The sequence below is a fragment of the Streptomyces sp. NBC_00252 genome, assembly GCF_036187565.1.
GTDB lineage: Bacteria > Actinomycetota > Actinomycetes > Streptomycetales > Streptomycetaceae > Streptomyces.
On the sequence record NZ_CP108087.1, the window covers coordinates 8,350,001 to 8,366,918 of the forward strand.

Consider the following 16,918-nt stretch of genomic DNA (forward strand, 5'->3'; position numbering starts at 1 on the left):
GGTGAAAAGTACCGCGGGAGCGGAGTGAAATAGTACCTGAAACCGTGTGCCTACAAGCCGTGGGAGCGTCGCGCATTGAGTTTACTCAATGCGTCGTGACTGCGTGCCTTTTGAAGAATGAGCCTGCGAGTTTGCGGTGTGTTGCGAGGTTAACCCGTGTGGGGAAGCCGTAGCGAAAGCGAGTCCGAATAGGGCGATTTAGTAGCGCGCTCAAGACCCGAAGCGGAGTGATCTAGCCATGGGCAGGTTGAAGCGGAGGTAAGACTTCGTGGAGGACCGAACCCACCAGGGTTGAAAACCTGGGGGATGACCTGTGGTTAGGGGTGAAAGGCCAATCAAACTCCGTGATAGCTGGTTCTCCCCGAAATGCATTTAGGTGCAGCGTCGTGTGTTTCTTGCCGGAGGTAGAGCACTGGATAGGCGATGGGCCCTACCGGGTTACTGACCTTAGCCAAACTCCGAATGCCGGTAAGTGAGAGCACGGCAGTGAGACTGTGGGGGATAAGCTCCATGGTCGAGAGGGAAACAGCCCAGAGCATCGACTAAGGCCCCTAAGCGTACGCTAAGTGGGAAAGGATGTGGAGTCGCAGAGACAACCAGGAAGTTGGCTTAGAAGCAGCCACCCTTGAAAGAGTGCGTAATAGCTCACTGGTCTAGTGATTCCGCGCCGACAATGTAGCGGGGCTCAAGCGTACCGCCGAAGTCGTGTCATTCATGCAACAGCCCCAACGGGTGTATGGATGGGTAGGGGAGCGTCGTGTGCCGGGTGAAGCTGCAGCGGAAGCTAGTGGTGGACGGTTCACGAGTGAGAATGCAGGCATGAGTAGCGATACACACGTGAGAAACGTGTGCGCCGATTGACTAAGGGTTCCTGGGTCAAGCTGATCTGCCCAGGGTAAGTCGGGACCTAAGGCGAGGCCGACAGGCGTAGTCGATGGATAACCGGTTGATATTCCGGTACCCGCTGTGAAGCGTCAAACATCGAGCATCGTGATGCTAAGGCCGTGAAGCCGTTCCGGACCCTTCGGGGAATGGAAAGTGGTGGAGCCGCCGGCCCAAGCGGTTAGTAGGTGAGTGATGGGGTGACGCAGGAAGGTAGTCCATCCCGGGCGGTGGTTGTCCCGGGGTAAGGGTGTAGGACGTGGTCTAGGCAAATCCGGATCACACATAGTCTGAGACCTGATGCCGAGCCGATTGTGGTGAAGTGGATGATCCTATGCTGTCGAGAAAAGCCTCTAGCGAGTTTCATGGCGGCCCGTACCCTAAACCGACTCAGGTGGTCAGGTAGAGAATACCGAGGCGTTCGGGTGAACTATGGTTAAGGAACTCGGCAAAATGCCCCCGTAACTTCGGGAGAAGGGGGGCCATCACCGGTGATTGAATTTACTTCATGAGCTGGGGGTGGCCGCAGAGACCAGCGAGAAGCGACTGTTTACTAAAAACACAGGTCCGTGCGAAGCCGTAAGGCGATGTATACGGACTGACGCCTGCCCGGTGCTGGAACGTTAAGGGGACCGGTTAGTCACTCTTCGGGGTGGCGAAGCTGAGAACTTAAGCGCCAGTAAACGGCGGTGGTAACTATAACCATCCTAAGGTAGCGAAATTCCTTGTCGGGTAAGTTCCGACCTGCACGAATGGCGTAACGACTTCTCGACTGTCTCAACCATAGGCCCGGTGAAATTGCACTACGAGTAAAGATGCTCGTTTCGCGCAGCAGGACGGAAAGACCCCGGGACCTTTACTACAGTTTGATATTGGTGTTCGGTTCGGCTTGTGTAGGATAGCTGGGAGACTGTGAAGTTCACACGCCAGTGTGGGTGGAGTCGTCGTTGAAATACCAGTCTGGTCGTGCTGGATGTCTAACCTGGGTCCGTGATCCGGATCAGGGACAGTGTCTGATGGGTAGTTTAACTGGGGCGGTTGCCTCCTAAAGAGTAACGGAGGCGCCCAAAGGTTCCCTCAGCCTGGTTGGCAATCAGGTGTTGAGTGTAAGTGCACAAGGGAGCTTGACTGTGAGACCGACGGGTCGAGCAGGGACGAAAGTCGGGACTAGTGATCCGGCGGTGGCTTGTGGAAGCGCCGTCGCTCAACGGATAAAAGGTACCCCGGGGATAACAGGCTGATCTTCCCCAAGAGTCCATATCGACGGGATGGTTTGGCACCTCGATGTCGGCTCGTCGCATCCTGGGGCTGGAGTCGGTCCCAAGGGTTGGGCTGTTCGCCCATTAAAGCGGTACGCGAGCTGGGTTTAGAACGTCGTGAGACAGTTCGGTCCCTATCCGCTGCGCGCGCAGGAACATTGAGAAGGGCTGTCCCTAGTACGAGAGGACCGGGACGGACGAACCTCTGGTGTGCCAGTTGTTCTGCCAAGGGCATGGCTGGTTGGCTACGTTCGGGAGGGATAACCGCTGAAAGCATCTAAGCGGGAAGCCTGCTTCGAGATGAGTGTTCCCACCCCCTTGAGGGGTTAAGGCTCCCAGTAGACGACTGGGTTGATAGGCCGGATCTGGAAGCCCAGTAATGGGTGGAGGTGACCGGTACTAATAGGCCGAGGGCTTGTCCTCAGTTGCTCGCGTCCACTGTGTTGGTTCTGAAACCACGAACAACCCCATTGCCATGGTCACGGTGATGGTGCGGTTGTCTGTTTCATAGTGTTTCGGTGGTCATAGCGTGAGGGAAACGCCCGGTTACATTCCGAACCCGGAAGCTAAGCCTTACAGCGCCGATGGTACTGCAGGGGGGACCCTGTGGGAGAGTAGGACGCCGCCGAACTCCTTTTAGAGCTCTGGCTCTTGGGCATGCAGCCCAAGAGCCAGAGCTTTTTTGCGTTGGGGTAAGGTTCGGGGGAATCATCGGCACGTTTTCCCACAGGAGGCCCCCGGGTGGAGGTCCAGGAGACCCGCGTCCAGACAGACCGGGTGCTCACCATCCCGAACATCCTCAGCATGGCGCGCCTGGTCGGCGTACCCATCTTCCTGTGGTTGATCCTCAGGCCCGAGTTCGGCGGCCCCAAGAGCGACGGCTGGGCGCTCCTGGTGCTGATGTTCAGCGGGATCAGCGACTACCTGGACGGGAAGCTCGCGCGGCGCTGGAACCAGATCAGCAGTCTCGGCCGGCTTCTTGATCCTGCCGCGGACCGGCTCTACATCCTCTCGACTCTCGTCGGGCTCACCTGGCGCGAGATCCTGCCAATCTGGCTGACGGCCGTGCTGCTGGCGCGTGAGCTGGTCCTGCTGGTCGTGGTGGGCATCCTCCGGCGCCACGGCTATCCGCCGCTGCAGGTGAACTTCCTCGGCAAGGCCGCCACGTTCAACCTGATGTACGCCTTCCCGTTGCTGCTGCTCAGTGACGGAAGTGGATGGCTGCCCTCACTCGCAGCGATTTTCGGATGGGCGTTCGCAGGATGGGGTACAACGCTCTATTGGTGGGCAGGAGTGCTGTACGTGGTACAAGTCCGCCGCCTACTGCGTGCGGACGCCATGGCCGACTGACCTTGCCGATTGGGGCGGTAACAGTCGCTCGATGGCCCGTTGCACAAAAGTGCGGGACAATCAGGACTGGTGAAGTCGGCTAGACCGTCGTCTCGCAGAGGAGGACGCTTCCGACATGAAGGCCGTAGTGATGGCCGGAGGCGAAGGCACACGCCTTCGCCCCATGACCTCAAGCATGCCCAAGCCACTGTTGCCCGTGGTCAATCGACCGATCATGGAGCACGTGCTCAGGCTGCTCAAAAGGCATGGGCTCAATGAGACCGTAGTCACCGTGCAGTTCCTGGCCTCGCTGGTCAAGAACTACTTCGGTGATGGCGAAGAGCTCGGGATGGAGCTCTCGTATGCCAATGAGGAGAAGCCACTCGGTACCGCCGGAAGCGTCAAGAACGCTGAAGAGGCGTTGAAGGACGATGCCTTCCTCGTCATCTCCGGTGATGCCCTGACCGACTTCGACCTCACCGAACTGATCAATTTCCACAAGGAAAAAGGCGCTCTGGTCACTGTCTGTCTGACCCGGGTGCCCAATCCGCTGGAATTCGGCATCACCATCGTCGACGAAGAGGGAAAGGTCGAGCGGTTCCTCGAGAAGCCGACCTGGGGTCAGGTCTTCTCGGACACCGTGAACACGGGCATCTACGTGATGGAGCCCGAGGTCTTCGACTATGTCGAGGCCGATGTTCCGGTCGACTGGTCCGGCGATGTCTTCCCGCAGCTGATGAAGGAAGGCAAGCCGGTCTACGGCTTTATCGCCGAGGGCTACTGGGAAGACGTCGGCACCCACGAGAGCTATGTGAAGGCGCAGGCCGATGTCCTGGAGGGCAAGGTCGACGTCGAGATCGACGGCTTCGAGCTGTCGCCGGGCGTGTGGGTGGCCGAGGGTGCCGAGGTGCACCCGGACGCGGTTCTCCGCGGGCCGCTGTACATCGGTGACTACGCCAAGGTCGAGTCCGGTGCCGAAATCCGCGAACACACGGTCATCGGTTCCAACGTCGTCGTGAAGTCCGGGGCTTTCCTGCACCGGGCCGTCGTCCACGACAACGTGTACGTCGGCCAGCACAGCAATCTGCGGGGCTGCGTCGTCGGAAAGAACACCGACATCATGCGTGCCGCGCGGATCGAGGACGGCGCCGTCATCGGTGACGAGTGCCTCATTGGTGAAGAATCGATCGTGCAGGGCAATGTGCGGGTCTACCCGTTCAAGACGATCGAAGCCGGCGCCTTCGTCAACACGTCGGTGATCTGGGAGTCCAGAGGGCAGGCGCATCTCTTCGGAGCGCGCGGTGTCTCCGGAATCCTGAACGTGGAGATCACACCGGAACTGGTCGTACGCCTCGCCGGTGCCTACGCCACGACGCTCAAGAAGGGGTCCACGGTCACCACGGCCCGTGACCACTCCCGAGGCGCCCGTGCGCTCAAGCGGGCGGTGATCTCCGCCCTGCAGACGAGCGCCATCGACGTACGGGACCTGGAGAACGTGCCGCTGCCCGTGGCCCGGCAGCAGACCGCTCGGGGCAGTGCCGGCGGGATCATGATCCGGACCACACCCGGGGTGCCGGACTCCGTCGACATCATGTTCTTCGACAGCGAGGGCGCCGACCTCTCGCAGGGCAGTCAGCGCAAGCTGGACCGGGTGTTCGCGCGACAGGAGTACCGGCGTGCGTTCCCCGGTGAGATCGGGGACCTGCACTTCCCGGCCAGCGTCTTCGACTCGTACACCGGGTCTCTGCTGCGGAACGTCGACACGACCGGGATCGCCGAATCCGGCCTCAAGGTCGTGGTGGACGCGTCGAACGGCAGCGCCGGGCTCGTGCTGCCCAGCCTGCTGGGCAAGCTCGGAGTGGACTCGCTGACGATCAATCCCGGGCTCGACGAGTCCAGGCCGACGGAGACCGCGGACACGCGGCGGTCGGGGCTGGTGCGGCTCGGCGAGATCGTGGCCTCCGCGCGGGCGGCGTTCGGAGTGCGGTTCGACCCGGTCGGTGAGCGGCTGTCGCTCGTCGACGAGAAGGGGCGGATCGTCGAGGACGACCGGGCCCTGCTGGTGATGCTCGACCTGGTGGCCGCGGAGCGGCGCAGCGGGCGGGTGGCGCTCCCGGTGACCACCACGAGGATCGCCGAGCAGGTGGCGGCGTATCACGGGACCCAGGTCGAGTGGACGACGACCTCGCCGGACGACCTGACCAGGGTCGGGCGCGACGAGACGACCATCTTCGGCGGGGACGGCAAGGCCGGGTTCATCATTCCGGAGTTCAGCAGTGTCTTCGACGGCGCGGCGGCGTTCGTGCGGCTCATCGGGCTGGTGGCGCGGACGCAGTTGACGCTGAGCCAGATCGACGCCCGGATTCCGCGGGCGCATGTCCTCAAGCGGGACCTGGCGACTCCCTGGGCCGTCAAGGGACTTGTGATGCGGCGGGTCGTCGAGGCGGCCGGCGATCGCTTCGTCGACACGACGGACGGTGTACGGGTCGTCGAGACCGACGGGCGCTGGGTGATGGTGCTGCCCGACGTCGCCGAGGCGGTCACGCATCTGTGGGCCGAAGGGCCCGACGACGCCTCCGCGCAGGCCCTGTTGGACGAGTGGTCGGCGGTCGTGGACAGCGCCGGACGGTAAAACACGGAGCACGCGCGCGTGCCGGACATGTGCCCCCAAGGGGGCCTGTCCGGCACGTCGGTGGGGCCATTCGGAGGTACAGGCCACCACGTGCGACGATGTGCGGCATGCCGCAGCAGCCCCCCGTTCGGAGCACACCCACGCGCCCTTCGCGGCCGGACGCGTCCATGTCGCTGCTCACCAACGTCATGGACCACAGCCTCGACGACGGTTACGCCGAGGCCGCCGCCCGGAAGAAGGCCGCTGGCGCGAGTGGCATGCCGAAGACCCTCCGATCGAAGCTCGGTCTCGCCGCCGGCCTGGTGCTGGCGGCGCTTGTCGTGACCGTGGGTGCGGCACAGGCGCGGGTGGCCGCCCCGGTGGTGGCCAAGGAACGCCAGGAGCTGATCGACCGTATCGACAAGGAGACCAAGTCGGCGGACAAGCTGGAAGGGTCCGTCGACACGCTCCGGGACGACGTGAGCGCACGGCAGCGGGCGGCGCTGAAGACGAGCGGTGGCAGCGGGCAGGCCGACCTGGTGAGCATGCTCTCCGGTGCCACCGCGGTGCACGGCCCCGGTGTGCGGCTCGTCGTCAATGACGCGAAGGAAGCCAGCAGCGGCGGTGGCGACAACCCGCGTGAGACCGCGGACTTCTCCGACACCGGCCGGGTGCGCGACCGCGACATGCAGCGCGTCGTGAACGGACTGTGGGCGGCGGGCGCCGAGGCGGTCTCCATCAACGGACAGCGGCTGACGGCGCTCTCCGCGATCAGGGCAGCGGGCGACGCGATACTGGTCGACAACAAGCCACTGGTGCCGCCCTACACGGTGCTCGCGGTGGGGGACGGCCAACGGCTGAGCAGCAAGTTCCAGAACGGTGCCGACGGGCTGTATCTGCACGCCCTGGAGGACACCTACGGCATCAGGGCGACCATCGCCGTCGAGAGTGATCTCCGGCTGCCCGCCGCGCCGAGTGTGATCGTACGTACAGCACAGCCGAGAACTGAGAAGGGCACATCGTGATCGCCGTACTGGGCCTCATCGTGGGAGTGGTGGCCGGAATCCTGGTCCGGCCTGAGGTGCCGGTGGTGGTGGAGCCCTATCTGCCGATCGCCGTGGTCGCGGCGCTCGACGCCGTCTTCGGCGGGCTGCGGGCCATGCTCGACGGGATCTTCGACGACAAGGTCTTCGTGGTGTCGTTCCTGTCGAACGTGGTCGTGGCCGCCCTGATCGTGTTCCTGGGCGACAAGTTGGGCGTCGGCGCCCAGCTGTCGACGGGTGTCGTGGTCGTCCTCGGCATCCGGATCTTCTCCAACGCGGCGGCCATTCGCCGGCACGTCTTCCGGGCGTGACGTCGATGAGCCACGAAGACGAGCGGCCCGAACACCGGCTGCGCAGGGAACTGCCCGAGGAGGTGACGGCGTCCGCTTCCTCGGAGGCGCCGGTTCCGGGGGAGCGGGCCGCGTCCGGGGTGACCGGTCGGCAGCGGCTGGTGCAGGGGCTGTGGCCGCCGCGTGTGAGCCGGGCCCAACTCATCGTCGCCGTGCTGCTGTTCGGCCTCGGTTTCGGGCTGGCCGTGCAGGTCGCGTCCAACAGCAACAGCGACAGCGCGCTCCGTGGGGCACGTCAGGAAGATCTCGTTCGCATTCTCGATGAACTGGATGACCGTACTCAGCGTCTTGAGGACGAGAAGCAGGGTCTGCAGAAACAGCGCGACGAGCTGGAGAACAGCTCCGACCAGGCCGAGGAGGCCCGCAAGCAGACGGCCGAGAAGGAGAAGCAACTCGGCATTCTGGCGGGCACCGTGGCCGCGCAGGGACCCGGCATCACGATGACCATCGACGACACGAAGGGAACGGTCGAGGCGGACATGCTGCTCGACGCGATCCAGGAGCTGCGCGCGGCCGGCGCGGAGGCGATCCAGGTGAACGGTGTGCGGGTCGTGGCGAACACGTATCTGTCGGACTCCGACAAGAGCGTGAGCGTCGACGGGAACAAGATCAACGCCCCGTATCGTTTCAAGGTCATCGGCAAGCCGCAGGACCTCGAACCGGCGCTCAACATCCCTGGAGGCGTGGTGCAGACTCTCGAGAAGGAGCAGGCCACCGTTACCGTCGGGCGGTCGGCCAAGATCGTCGTGGATGCCTTGCGGGCCGCGAAGCAGCCTGACTACGCTCGGTCGTCCTCCCGGTGAACCGGGGGTGCATGGGGACCGTCAGGCGAGGGCATGAGGTTGCGGGGGGTCGACGCACCGATTGGGTGGTGCGTGGTGGAAACTGTCTGGTGGATACGGACGTTGTGAGGATGTCCGGGTCAACCGGTGTGTTCAATCAGGGTTCGTCCTGCCCCACGGGCGGGTCTGTTTCGGTCAAGGGGAATCGCCCGTGAAGTTGTTTGCGAAGTTGTTCGGCAAGAGTGCGAAAGAGGCCAGCGACAGTCAGACCGCTCGCCACCGCGCACAACCGGACGCAGAAGGCCAGCGCCCGCTGTTCCGTGACCAGGTCGCGGGCCAGGGCGCGTCGTCGGTTGACCCTGCGCAGTCCGGCGACATAGGTTTCGGGCAACCGTCAACCTCAAGTACGGGTGGAGGGTTTTCCCCTATGTCGGCCCTGGTGTGTACGAGGTGCGGTAACCGCAACGCGGAGAACAGCCGCTTCTGCTCCAACTGCGGTGCGCCGTTGCGTCCCGGCGCGACCCCGGAGCGTCCGTCCGAGACGACCTCCACGATCTCCATCTCCGGTCTCGAGGCCTACGACGCCGAAGTGACCGGGCAGACGCAGATGCCCACGCTCTCCCCGGAGGCGCAGGCCGCCGTCGACGCCCTGCCGTTGGGCTCGGCGCTGCTGGTGGTCCGTCGCGGTCCCAACTCGGGCAGCCGCTTCCTGCTGGACGGCGAGCTGACCACGGCCGGCCGTCATCCGCAGAGCGACATCTTCCTGGACGACGTGACGGTCTCGCGCCGGCACGTGGAGTTCCGGCGCTCTCCGGACGGTTCGTTCACGGTCGCCGACGTCGGCAGCCTCAACGGCACGTACGTCAACCGCGAGCGCATCGACTCGGTCCCGCTGGCGAACGGTGACGAGGTGCAGATCGGCAAGTACCGGCTGGTGTTCTACGCGAGCCAGCGGGGTTACTGACCCTCCCTCGGACTGGGTCCGGGGGATTCCCCCAGGAAGGTCCATGCTTGAAACACCGAGCGGCGGTGCCGGACACGGTACCGCCGCCGCGGACACTGGCCTGATGAGCATCGGCACGGTGCTGACCGTGCTGCGTGACGAGTTCCCCGAAGTCACCATCTCCAAGATCCGGTTCCTGGAGTCCGAGGGCCTCATCGAGCCCCAGCGGACCCCCTCCGGGTACCGCAAGTTCAGCCCCGCCGACGTAGAGCGCCTCGGCCACGTCCTGAGGATGCAGCGGGACCACTATCTGCCGCTCAAGGTGATCCGCGAGCACCTCGATGCCATGGCGCGCGGCGAGGCGGCGCCCCTGCCCACCGTGGGGCGCCAGCGGGACGGAGAGGCCGCCCTGGAGCCCGTGGAGGGGCCCACCGCCGCCCGTATCGGCCGGGCCGAGCTGATGGCCGCCGCCGGGATCGGCGAGCAGGAGCTCGAGGAGTGGGAGTCGTACGGACTCATCGCCCCGCTGCCGGACGGCGTGTACGACGCGGAAGCCGTCACCGTGGCCGGACTTGTCCTTGAGCTCGGGCGGTTCGGGATCGAGCCGCGCCATCTGCGCGTCATGAAGGCCGCCGCCGACCGTGAGGCCGGGCTCGTCGACCAGGTGGTGGCCCCGCTCAAGCGCCACCGCAATCCGCAGACCAGGGCGCACGCGGAGGCCCGTACGAAGGAGCTGGCCGGGCTCACGGTGAAGCTGCACGCGGCCCTGGTGCAGACCGCGCTCGGCGTCCGGCTGCCCTGAGACGGGCGGTTCCACGGCTGCCTGATCGGTCACCCGTTCTCGGCCCGACTACCCAAACGTCCCGAGCACGGCCTAGGGTTGCTGTGTGAACGAGCTCGATGTCGTAGGTGTCCGGGTCGAAATGCCCTCCAACCAACCGATCGTGCTCCTGCGTGAAGTGGGAGGCGACCGCTACCTCCCCATCTGGATCGGGCCCGGGGAGGCGACGGCGATCGCCTTCGCGCAGCAGGGCATGGCCCCCGCACGACCGCTGACCCACGACCTGTTCAAGGACGTGCTGGAGGCCGTCGGCCAGGAGCTGACCGAAGTGCGCATCACGGATCTGCGGGAGGGCGTCTTCTATGCGGAGCTGGTCTTCGCCAGCGGCGTCGAGGTGAGCGCCCGCCCGTCCGACGCCATAGCGCTCGCCCTGCGCACCGGCACGCCGATCTACGGCAGTGACGGTGTGCTCGACGACGCGGGCATCGCGATCCCGGACGAGCAGGAGGACGAGGTGGAGAAGTTCCGTGAGTTCCTCGACCAGATCTCGCCCGAGGACTTCGGCACCAACAGCCAGTGAGCAGAGGGCCGGTCAGAAAATGCTGGCATTTGCCACCGGCGTGTGAGAGCGTCCTGCGGCCCTCCGCGAGCGCATTCGGCTAGCCTTTCCCCGCGGTGGGACACGGGAAACCACTCCTTGGGTGATTATCACTCGGCGTGCCGAGTGTGGCGATCGTTGACGCACCCCTGGTGACTGCCTACCGTCGAGAAGGCAGGTCAAGGACGGAGGTCGGCGTGAGAAGCAGCGGCGACGGTACGGCTGGGGGTGCCCCGGAACGCAGTTTCGGGGACAGAGGTCCGTACCCGCTTCACGGCAGTACGGCCGATCGCATTCCGCAGCGGCCGGCGGCAGTGCCGAGCAGCGGAGGGGCGACGTCCATGGCGTCCGAGGAGATCGGCTACCGGGGCCCGACGGCCTGTGCGGCGGCCGGCATCACCTATCGGCAACTGGACTACTGGGCGCGCACCGGGCTCGTCGAGCCCAGCGTGCGGCCCGCACACGGGTCGGGGACGCAGCGGCTCTACAGCTTCCGGGACGTCGTCGTCCTGAAGATCGTCAAGCGGTTCCTCGACACGGGGGTGTCGCTGCAGAACATCCGCAGCGCCGTCCTGCACCTCAGGGAGTGCGGCTTCCGCGATCTGGAGCGCATGACGCTCATGAGCGACGGCGCCACGGTCTACGAGTGCACCTCCCCGGACGAGGTCCACGCGCTGCTCCAGGGCGGCCAGGGGGTCTTCGGCATCGCCGTGGGGGTCGTGTGGCGGGATGTCGAGAGCGCCCTGTCGCAGCTGCACGGGGAGCGCGTCGACACCGGCGAGACGCTCGTCGGGTCCAACCCCGCGGACGAGCTGGCCAGGCGGCGCAACCGGGCCGTCTGAGGGCCCGGCGGGAGCCGTGGCGGGGCATTGTCAGTGGCGTAGGGCAGCATCGGAGATGTGAGAACCGCGCCCACGATCCTGCATCTCGACATGGATGCCTTCTTCGCCTCGGCGGAGCAGGCGTCCAAGCCGAGCCTGCGTGGGAAGGCCGTCGTGGTGGGCGGGCTCGGGCCGCGCGGGGTGGTGGCCACCGCGTCGTACGAGGCGCGGGTCTTCGGGGTGAATTCGGCGATGCCCATGGCCCAGGCGCGGCGGCTCGCGCCGAACGCCGCGTATCTGGTGCCGCGCTTCGGGTTCTACCGGTCGATCAGCGAACAGGTGATGGCGCTGCTGCGGGCGCTGTCGCCGCTGGTGGAGCCGCTGAGCCTGGACGAGGCGTTCGTGGACCTGGAGGCCGGGGGAGCGGCCTGGGACGCCGAGTCGGCCCAGCTGACGGGCGAGCGCCTGCGGGCGGACATACGGGCGGTCACGGGGCTCACCGGGTCGGTGGGACTCGCCGCCTCCAAGATGATCGCGAAGATCGCCTCCGAGCGGGCCAAGCCCGACGGTCTGGTGATGATCGAGCCGGGGACCGAGCGGGCGCTGCTGGGACCGCTGTCGGTGCGCACACTGCCGGGGGTCGGGCCCGCGACGGGTGACCATCTGCGGCGGGCCGGGATCACCACGGTCGACGAGATCGCCGAGGCGGGCGAGGACGAGCTCGTACGGCTGGTCGGCAAGGCGCACGGGCACGGGCTGTACGCGATGGCGCTGGCCCACGACGAGCGGCCCGTGGTGGCCGAGCGGGAGACCAAGTCGGTGTCGGTCGAGGACACCTACGACGTCGACATCCACGACCGGACCAGGGTCGGACTCGAGGTCCAGCGGCTCGCCGACCGGTGCGTACGGCGGCTGCGGGCGGCCGGGCTGTCCGGGCGGACCATCGTGCTGAAGGTGCGGCGGTACGACTTCTCGACGCTGACCCGGTCCGAGACGCTGCGCGGGCCCACCGACGACCCGGGGGTGGTGCGGGAAGCCGCGGCCCGGCTGCTGGACTCCGTGGACACCACGGGCGGGGTGCGGCTGCTCGGGGTGGGTGTCTCCGGGCTCGCCGACTACACGCAGGAGGACCTGTTCGCGCAGGCGGCCGGGGAGCAGGTCGATCTGCTCGAGGAGGAGCACACGGAGGCGCCCGGCGAGCAGCCGGCGGCCCCGGTGGAGCGGCGCTGGCCCGCGGGACACGACGTGCGGCACGCCGGGTTCGGGCACGGGTGGGTGCAGGGCAGCGGGCTGGGGCGGGTCACCGTGCGGTTTGAGACGCCGGAGGATCCGGGGCCGGGGCGCGTGCGGACGTTCCGGACCGATGATCCGGAGCTGGAGCCGGCGGAGCCGTTGCCTTTGGTGACGCGGGAGGTGGAGGGCGGGGCGGCCGGGCTCCTGCCGACGCCGTATCCCTTGACGGCACGGGGAACGGGCGAACGGTCGGCGGAGCTGCCGCCCTCGGTGGAGCCCGGCCTCGGCATTGCGGAGGCCGAGTCGCTGTCCGCGGACGCACGGCCTGCCGACGTCACGCCGGACGGTCCGACGCAGTCGACGGCGCCGGACCCTCATGCCCCGCCCGCCGCGTCGGCAGCCCCGGAGACTCGAAGACCCGGCGACGACCCGTCAGCCGGGCTGCCTCAACTGTCCTCCGAGCCCGCCAGCTTGCCGAAGTCGTGGTCCGGAAGCGACGGAGGCGGGGCCACGTCGAGGCCGTAGTGGTGGTAGAGCTGGAGTTCCTGGTCCGGGGAGAGGTGGCGGCCGACGCCGAAGTCGGGGGCGTCCTTGATCAGGGCGCGGTCGAAGGGGATGTGGAGCGTGCCCTCGATCAGCTTGCTCGGCTCCAGGGGGACGAAGGCGTCTCTGGAGAACAGGCCGGTGCGTATGGCCGCCCACTCCGGCACGCCGGTCGCGTCGTCGAGGTAGACCTCGTCGATCGTGCCGATCTTGGCGCCGGTGCGGTCGAACGCCTTGCGGCCGATCAGGTTGCGCGGATCGATATCGGTCTGCACGGGCCCTCCTCCTGGTCGCAACTCATCCGTAGACACTACAAAAGAGCACATTCAGGCCGGTGGCCACTCGAAAGCCGGGCTCCAGTGCTCGCTGGTAGGCTGGCCAGCGGCTGCTGACCCCGTGCGGGAGAGTCCTCCAGACTTCATCGGAGGCGCCGAAGGAGCAACTCCTCCCCGGAATCTCTCAGGCTCACGTACCGCACGGACGAGGTCACTCTGGAAAGCAGGGCGGGTGCCGACGACGGCTCCCGCTCTCACCGACGGTGAAAGCCGGGTGCCTTCGGGATGCCCGGTGAAGCTCTCAGGTCGAGATGACAGAGGGGGAGGCCGTCCGGGCACCCCACCGCCGTGGTGTCCCTCGAAGGTCGTGTCTGACCAGGAGGCCTCCGTAATGACCGCCCCTCGCATTCCGCTCTCCGAGCTCGAACAGGGCATTCCGTTCGAGCAGCGTCACATCGGGCCCGACCAGGAGGCGCGGGCCAAGATGCTCGCGCAGGTCGGCTACGGCTCGCTCGACGAGCTGACCGCCGCCGCGGTCCCGGACGTGATCAAGAACGCCGACTCCCTCGACCTGCCGGGTGCCCGCACCGAGGCCGAGGTGCTGGCCGAGCTGCGCTCCCTCGCGGACCGCAACGAGGTCCTCGGTTCCATGATCGGCCTCGGGTACTACGGGACCTTCACCCCGCCGGTGATCCTGCGCAACGTGATGGAGAACCCGGCCTGGTATACGGCGTACACGCCATATCAGCCGGAGATCTCCCAGGGGCGGCTCGAGGCGCTTCTGAACTTCCAGACGATGGTCGCCGAGCTGACCGGGCTGCCGACCTCCGGTGCCTCCCTGCTCGACGAGGGCACCGCCGCGGCCGAGGCCGTCGCCCTGTCGCGGCGCATGGGCAAGAACAAGAAGGGCCTCTTCCTGGTCGACGCGGACGCGCTGCCGCAGACCATCGCCGTGATCGAGACCCGGGCCGAGCCGGCCGGTGTCGAGGTCGTCGTCGCCGACCTCAGCGAGGGCATCCCGGCCGAGGTCGCCGAGCGCGAGATCAACGGCGTGCTCGTGCAGTACCCGGGTGCCTCCGGAGCCGTACGCGACATCAAGCCGCTGATCGAGCAGGCGCACGCGCTGGGCGCGCTCGTCACCGTCGCCGCCGATCTGCTCGCGCTGACGCTGCTGAAGTCGCCCGGTGAGCTGGGGGCGGACATCGCGGTCGGTACGACGCAGCGGTTCGGGGTGCCGATGGGCTTCGGCGGGCCGCACGCCGGATACATGGCCGTGCACGAGAAGTTCGCGCGCAGCCTGCCCGGGCGGCTCGTGGGCGTGTCCGTCGACGCCGACGGTCACAAGGCCTACCGCCTCGCGCTCCAGACCCGCGAGCAGCACATCCGCCGCGAGAAGGCCACCAGCAACATCTGCACCGCCCAGGTGCTGCTCGCCGTCATGGCCGGGATGTACGCCGTCTACCACGGGCCCGAGGGGCTGAAGGGCATCGCGCGGCGGACGCACCGCTACGCCACGATCCTCGCCGCCGGGCTCACCGCGGGCGGCGTCGAGGTCGTGCATGGTGGCTACTTCGACACGCTGACCGTACGGGTTCCGGGCCGGGCCGCCGAGGTCGTCGCCGCGGCTCGCGAGGACGGGGTCAATCTGCGGCTCGTGGACGCCGACCAGGTGTCCATCGCCTGTGACGAGACCACCACGCGGGACCAACTCGCCGCCGTATGGACCGCGTTCGGGGTCGACGGGGACGTCGAGTCGCTGGACGGGGCCGCCGAGGACACGCTGCCCGAGGGGCTGTTGCGGACCGACGCCTACCTCACGCACCCCGTGTTCCGGGACCACCGTTCCGAGACCGCGATGCTGCGGTATCTGCGGCGGCTCGCCGACCGGGACTACGCGCTCGACCGGGGCATGATCCCGCTGGGCTCCTGCACGATGAAGCTCAACGCGACCACCGAGATGGAGCCGGTCACCTGGCCCGAGTTCGGGCAGCTGCACCCCTTCGCGCCGGCCGAGCAGGCGCAGGGATACCTCACGCTCATCCGGGAGTTGGAGGAGCGGCTCGCCGAGGTCACCGGGTACGACAAGGTGTCCTTGCAGCCGAATGCCGGTTCGCAGGGCGAGTTGGCCGGGCTGCTTGCCGTTCGCGGGTATCACCGGGCCAACGGTGACGAGCAGCGGACTGTCTGCCTTATTCCGTCGTCCGCGCACGGCACCAATGCCGCGAGTGCCGTGATGGCCGGGATGAAGGTCGTCGTTGTGAAGACCGCCGGGGACGGCGAGATCGACGTCGAGGATCTGCGGTCGAAGATCGAGCAGTACCGTGACGAGCTTTCCGTGCTGATGATCACGTACCCGTCCACGCACGGGGTGTTCGAGGAGCACGTCGCCGACATCTGCGCGCAGGTCCATGAGGCCGGCGGGCAGGTCTACGTCGACGGCGCCAACCTCAACGCCCTTGTGGGGCTTGCCAAGCCGGGGCACTTCGGCGGGGACGTCTCGCATCTGAATCTGCACAAGACGTTCTGCATTCCGCACGGTGGTGGCGGTCCGGGTGTCGGTCCTGTGGGTGTGCGGGCGCATCTGGCGCCGTATCTGCCGAACCACCCGTTGCAGCCTGCGGCTGGGCCCGAGACGGGAGTGGGGCCCATCTCGGCGGCGCCTTGGGGTTCTGCCGGGATTCTGCCGATCTCCTGGGCCTACGTCCGGCTCATGGGTGGGGAGGGGCTGAAGCGGGCCACTCAGGTGGCTGTGCTCAGCGCCAACTACATCGCCAAGCGGCTTGAGCCGCACTACCCGGTGCTCTACACCGGGCCCGGTGGGCTTGTCGCGCACGAGTGCATCATCGATCTGCGGCCGATCAGCAAGGCGACGGGTGTCAGCGTCGACGACATCGCGAAGCGGCTCATCGACTACGGGTTCCATGCGCCGACGATGTCGTTCCCGGTGGCCGGGACGTTGATGATCGAGCCGACCGAGTCCGAGGATCTGATCGAGCTGGATCGGTTCTGCGAGGCGATGATCGCCATTCGTGGGGAGATCGAGAAGGTCGGGTCGGGGGAGTGGCCTGGGGAGGACAACCCGCTGCGGAACGCTCCGCACACGGCGGCTGCGCTGGGTGGGGAGTGGGAGCACGCGTATACGCGTGAGGAGGCGGTGTTCCCGGCGGGGGTTTCCGTTGCCGACAAGTACTGGCCGCCGGTTCGTCGGATCGACCAGGCGTTCGGGGACCGGAACCTGGTGTGTTCTTGCCCGCCGTTGGATGCGTACGAGGACTGAGCGGTCCGGTTGTAGGTCGGATGTCGGGCGCGGGTGCGCTGTGGCTGGTCGCGCAGTTCCCCGCGCCCCTATGGGGCGCTGCAGCGATGGGCTGGTCGCGCCCTGCGGCGGAGCCGCGAATTGATGCAGCCCCGCGCCGCTTTTTTGGGGTGCTGCAGTGTCGGGTCGGTCGCGCGCTGCGGCGGAGCCGC

The 16,918-nt window shown here is 66.7% G+C and carries 12 protein-coding genes, 2 rRNA genes and 1 riboswitch (1 of these 15 only partly in view); of the genes, 13 read left to right on the forward strand and 1 reads right to left on the reverse strand.

Features of this window, described 5'->3' with window-relative positions:
* The 12 genes from OHT77_RS37095 to OHT77_RS37150 form a co-directional block, all read left to right on the forward strand.
* A 23S ribosomal RNA gene (locus tag OHT77_RS37095) occupies positions 1 to 2,564 on the forward strand (it extends 559 nt beyond the left edge of the window).
* Between the two features lie 91 nt (positions 2,565 to 2,655).
* Positions 2,656 to 2,772 (forward strand): 5S ribosomal RNA (rrf, locus tag OHT77_RS37100).
* 110 nt (positions 2,773 to 2,882) lie between these two features.
* Positions 2,883 to 3,491: a CDP-alcohol phosphatidyltransferase family protein gene (locus OHT77_RS37105; protein ID WP_266766841.1), complete on the forward strand. Its 609-nt coding sequence runs from the start codon at positions 2,883 to 2,885 to the stop codon at positions 3,489 to 3,491.
* A gap of 115 nt (positions 3,492 to 3,606) precedes the next feature.
* The gene (locus tag OHT77_RS37110; RefSeq protein WP_328832726.1) at positions 3,607 to 6,102 is read left to right on the forward strand and encodes a mannose-1-phosphate guanyltransferase; all 2,496 of its coding nucleotides are present in this window, start codon (positions 3,607 to 3,609) and stop codon (positions 6,100 to 6,102) included.
* Positions 6,103 to 6,269: 167 nt separating this feature from the next.
* On the forward strand, positions 6,270 to 7,106 hold the full coding sequence (locus tag OHT77_RS37115) for a DUF881 domain-containing protein (protein WP_328832727.1): 837 nt from the start codon (positions 6,270 to 6,272) through the stop codon (positions 7,104 to 7,106).
* Positions 7,103 to 7,435 (forward strand): small basic family protein, encoded by a 333-nt coding sequence (locus OHT77_RS37120; RefSeq protein ID WP_019059351.1) that lies wholly within the window; start codon positions 7,103 to 7,105, stop codon positions 7,433 to 7,435. The genes OHT77_RS37115 and OHT77_RS37120 overlap by 4 nt, the downstream gene beginning before the upstream one ends.
* A gap of 5 nt (positions 7,436 to 7,440) precedes the next feature.
* Positions 7,441 to 8,277, forward strand: a complete 837-nt coding sequence (locus tag OHT77_RS37125; RefSeq protein WP_328834446.1) for a DUF881 domain-containing protein — start codon at positions 7,441 to 7,443, stop codon at positions 8,275 to 8,277.
* A gap of 61 nt (positions 8,278 to 8,338) precedes the next feature.
* The gene (locus OHT77_RS37130; protein ID WP_328832728.1) at positions 8,339 to 9,220 is read left to right on the forward strand and encodes an FHA domain-containing protein; all 882 of its coding nucleotides are present in this window, start codon (positions 8,339 to 8,341) and stop codon (positions 9,218 to 9,220) included.
* A 43-nt stretch (positions 9,221 to 9,263) separates the two neighbouring features.
* Positions 9,264 to 10,001 (forward strand): transcriptional regulator FtsR, encoded by a 738-nt coding sequence (ftsR, locus tag OHT77_RS37135; RefSeq protein ID WP_328832729.1) that lies wholly within the window; start codon positions 9,264 to 9,266, stop codon positions 9,999 to 10,001.
* A gap of 85 nt (positions 10,002 to 10,086) precedes the next feature.
* Complete coding sequence (locus OHT77_RS37140; protein ID WP_006123076.1) at positions 10,087 to 10,560, forward strand: bifunctional nuclease family protein; 474 nt, start codon at positions 10,087 to 10,089, stop codon at positions 10,558 to 10,560.
* Between the two features lie 215 nt (positions 10,561 to 10,775).
* Positions 10,776 to 11,420, forward strand: coding sequence for a MerR family transcriptional regulator (locus OHT77_RS37145; protein WP_327405541.1), 645 nt, complete (start codon positions 10,776 to 10,778; stop codon positions 11,418 to 11,420).
* A gap of 57 nt (positions 11,421 to 11,477) precedes the next feature.
* On the forward strand, positions 11,478 to 13,157 hold the full coding sequence (locus tag OHT77_RS37150; protein WP_405879371.1) for a DNA polymerase IV: 1,680 nt from the start codon (positions 11,478 to 11,480) through the stop codon (positions 13,155 to 13,157).
* Here OHT77_RS37150 and OHT77_RS37155 read toward each other — a convergent pair.
* Positions 13,079 to 13,450, reverse strand: a complete 372-nt coding sequence (locus OHT77_RS37155; protein WP_328832730.1) for a PRC-barrel domain-containing protein — start codon at positions 13,448 to 13,450, stop codon at positions 13,079 to 13,081. The two genes, OHT77_RS37150 and OHT77_RS37155, sit on opposite strands and share 79 nt — an antisense overlap.
* Before the next feature lie 114 nt (positions 13,451 to 13,564).
* Positions 13,565 to 13,660, forward strand: a riboswitch (glycine riboswitch).
* A 181-nt stretch (positions 13,661 to 13,841) separates the two neighbouring features.
* Here OHT77_RS37155 and gcvP point away from each other — a divergent pair.
* Complete coding sequence (gene gcvP / locus OHT77_RS37160) at positions 13,842 to 16,727, forward strand: aminomethyl-transferring glycine dehydrogenase (RefSeq protein WP_328832731.1); 2,886 nt, start codon at positions 13,842 to 13,844, stop codon at positions 16,725 to 16,727.
* The last annotated feature ends 191 nt before the right edge of the window (positions 16,728 to 16,918 follow it).

Bases quoted from the DNA above. Each gene is read 5' to 3' on its own strand.
- OHT77_RS37110 (WP_328832726.1), top strand. From the start codon at position 3,607: ATGAAGGCCGTAGTGATGGCCGGAGGCGAAGGCACACGCCTTCGCCCC.
- OHT77_RS37125 (WP_328834446.1), top strand. From the start codon at position 7,441: ATGAGCCACGAAGACGAGCGGCCCGAACACCGGCTGCGCAGGGAACTG.
- OHT77_RS37115 (WP_328832727.1), top strand. From the start codon at position 6,270: ATGTCGCTGCTCACCAACGTCATGGACCACAGCCTCGACGACGGTTAC.
- ftsR (WP_328832729.1), top strand. From the start codon at position 9,264: ATGCTTGAAACACCGAGCGGCGGTGCCGGACACGGTACCGCCGCCGCG.
- gcvP (WP_328832731.1), top strand. From the start codon at position 13,842: ATGACCGCCCCTCGCATTCCGCTCTCCGAGCTCGAACAGGGCATTCCG.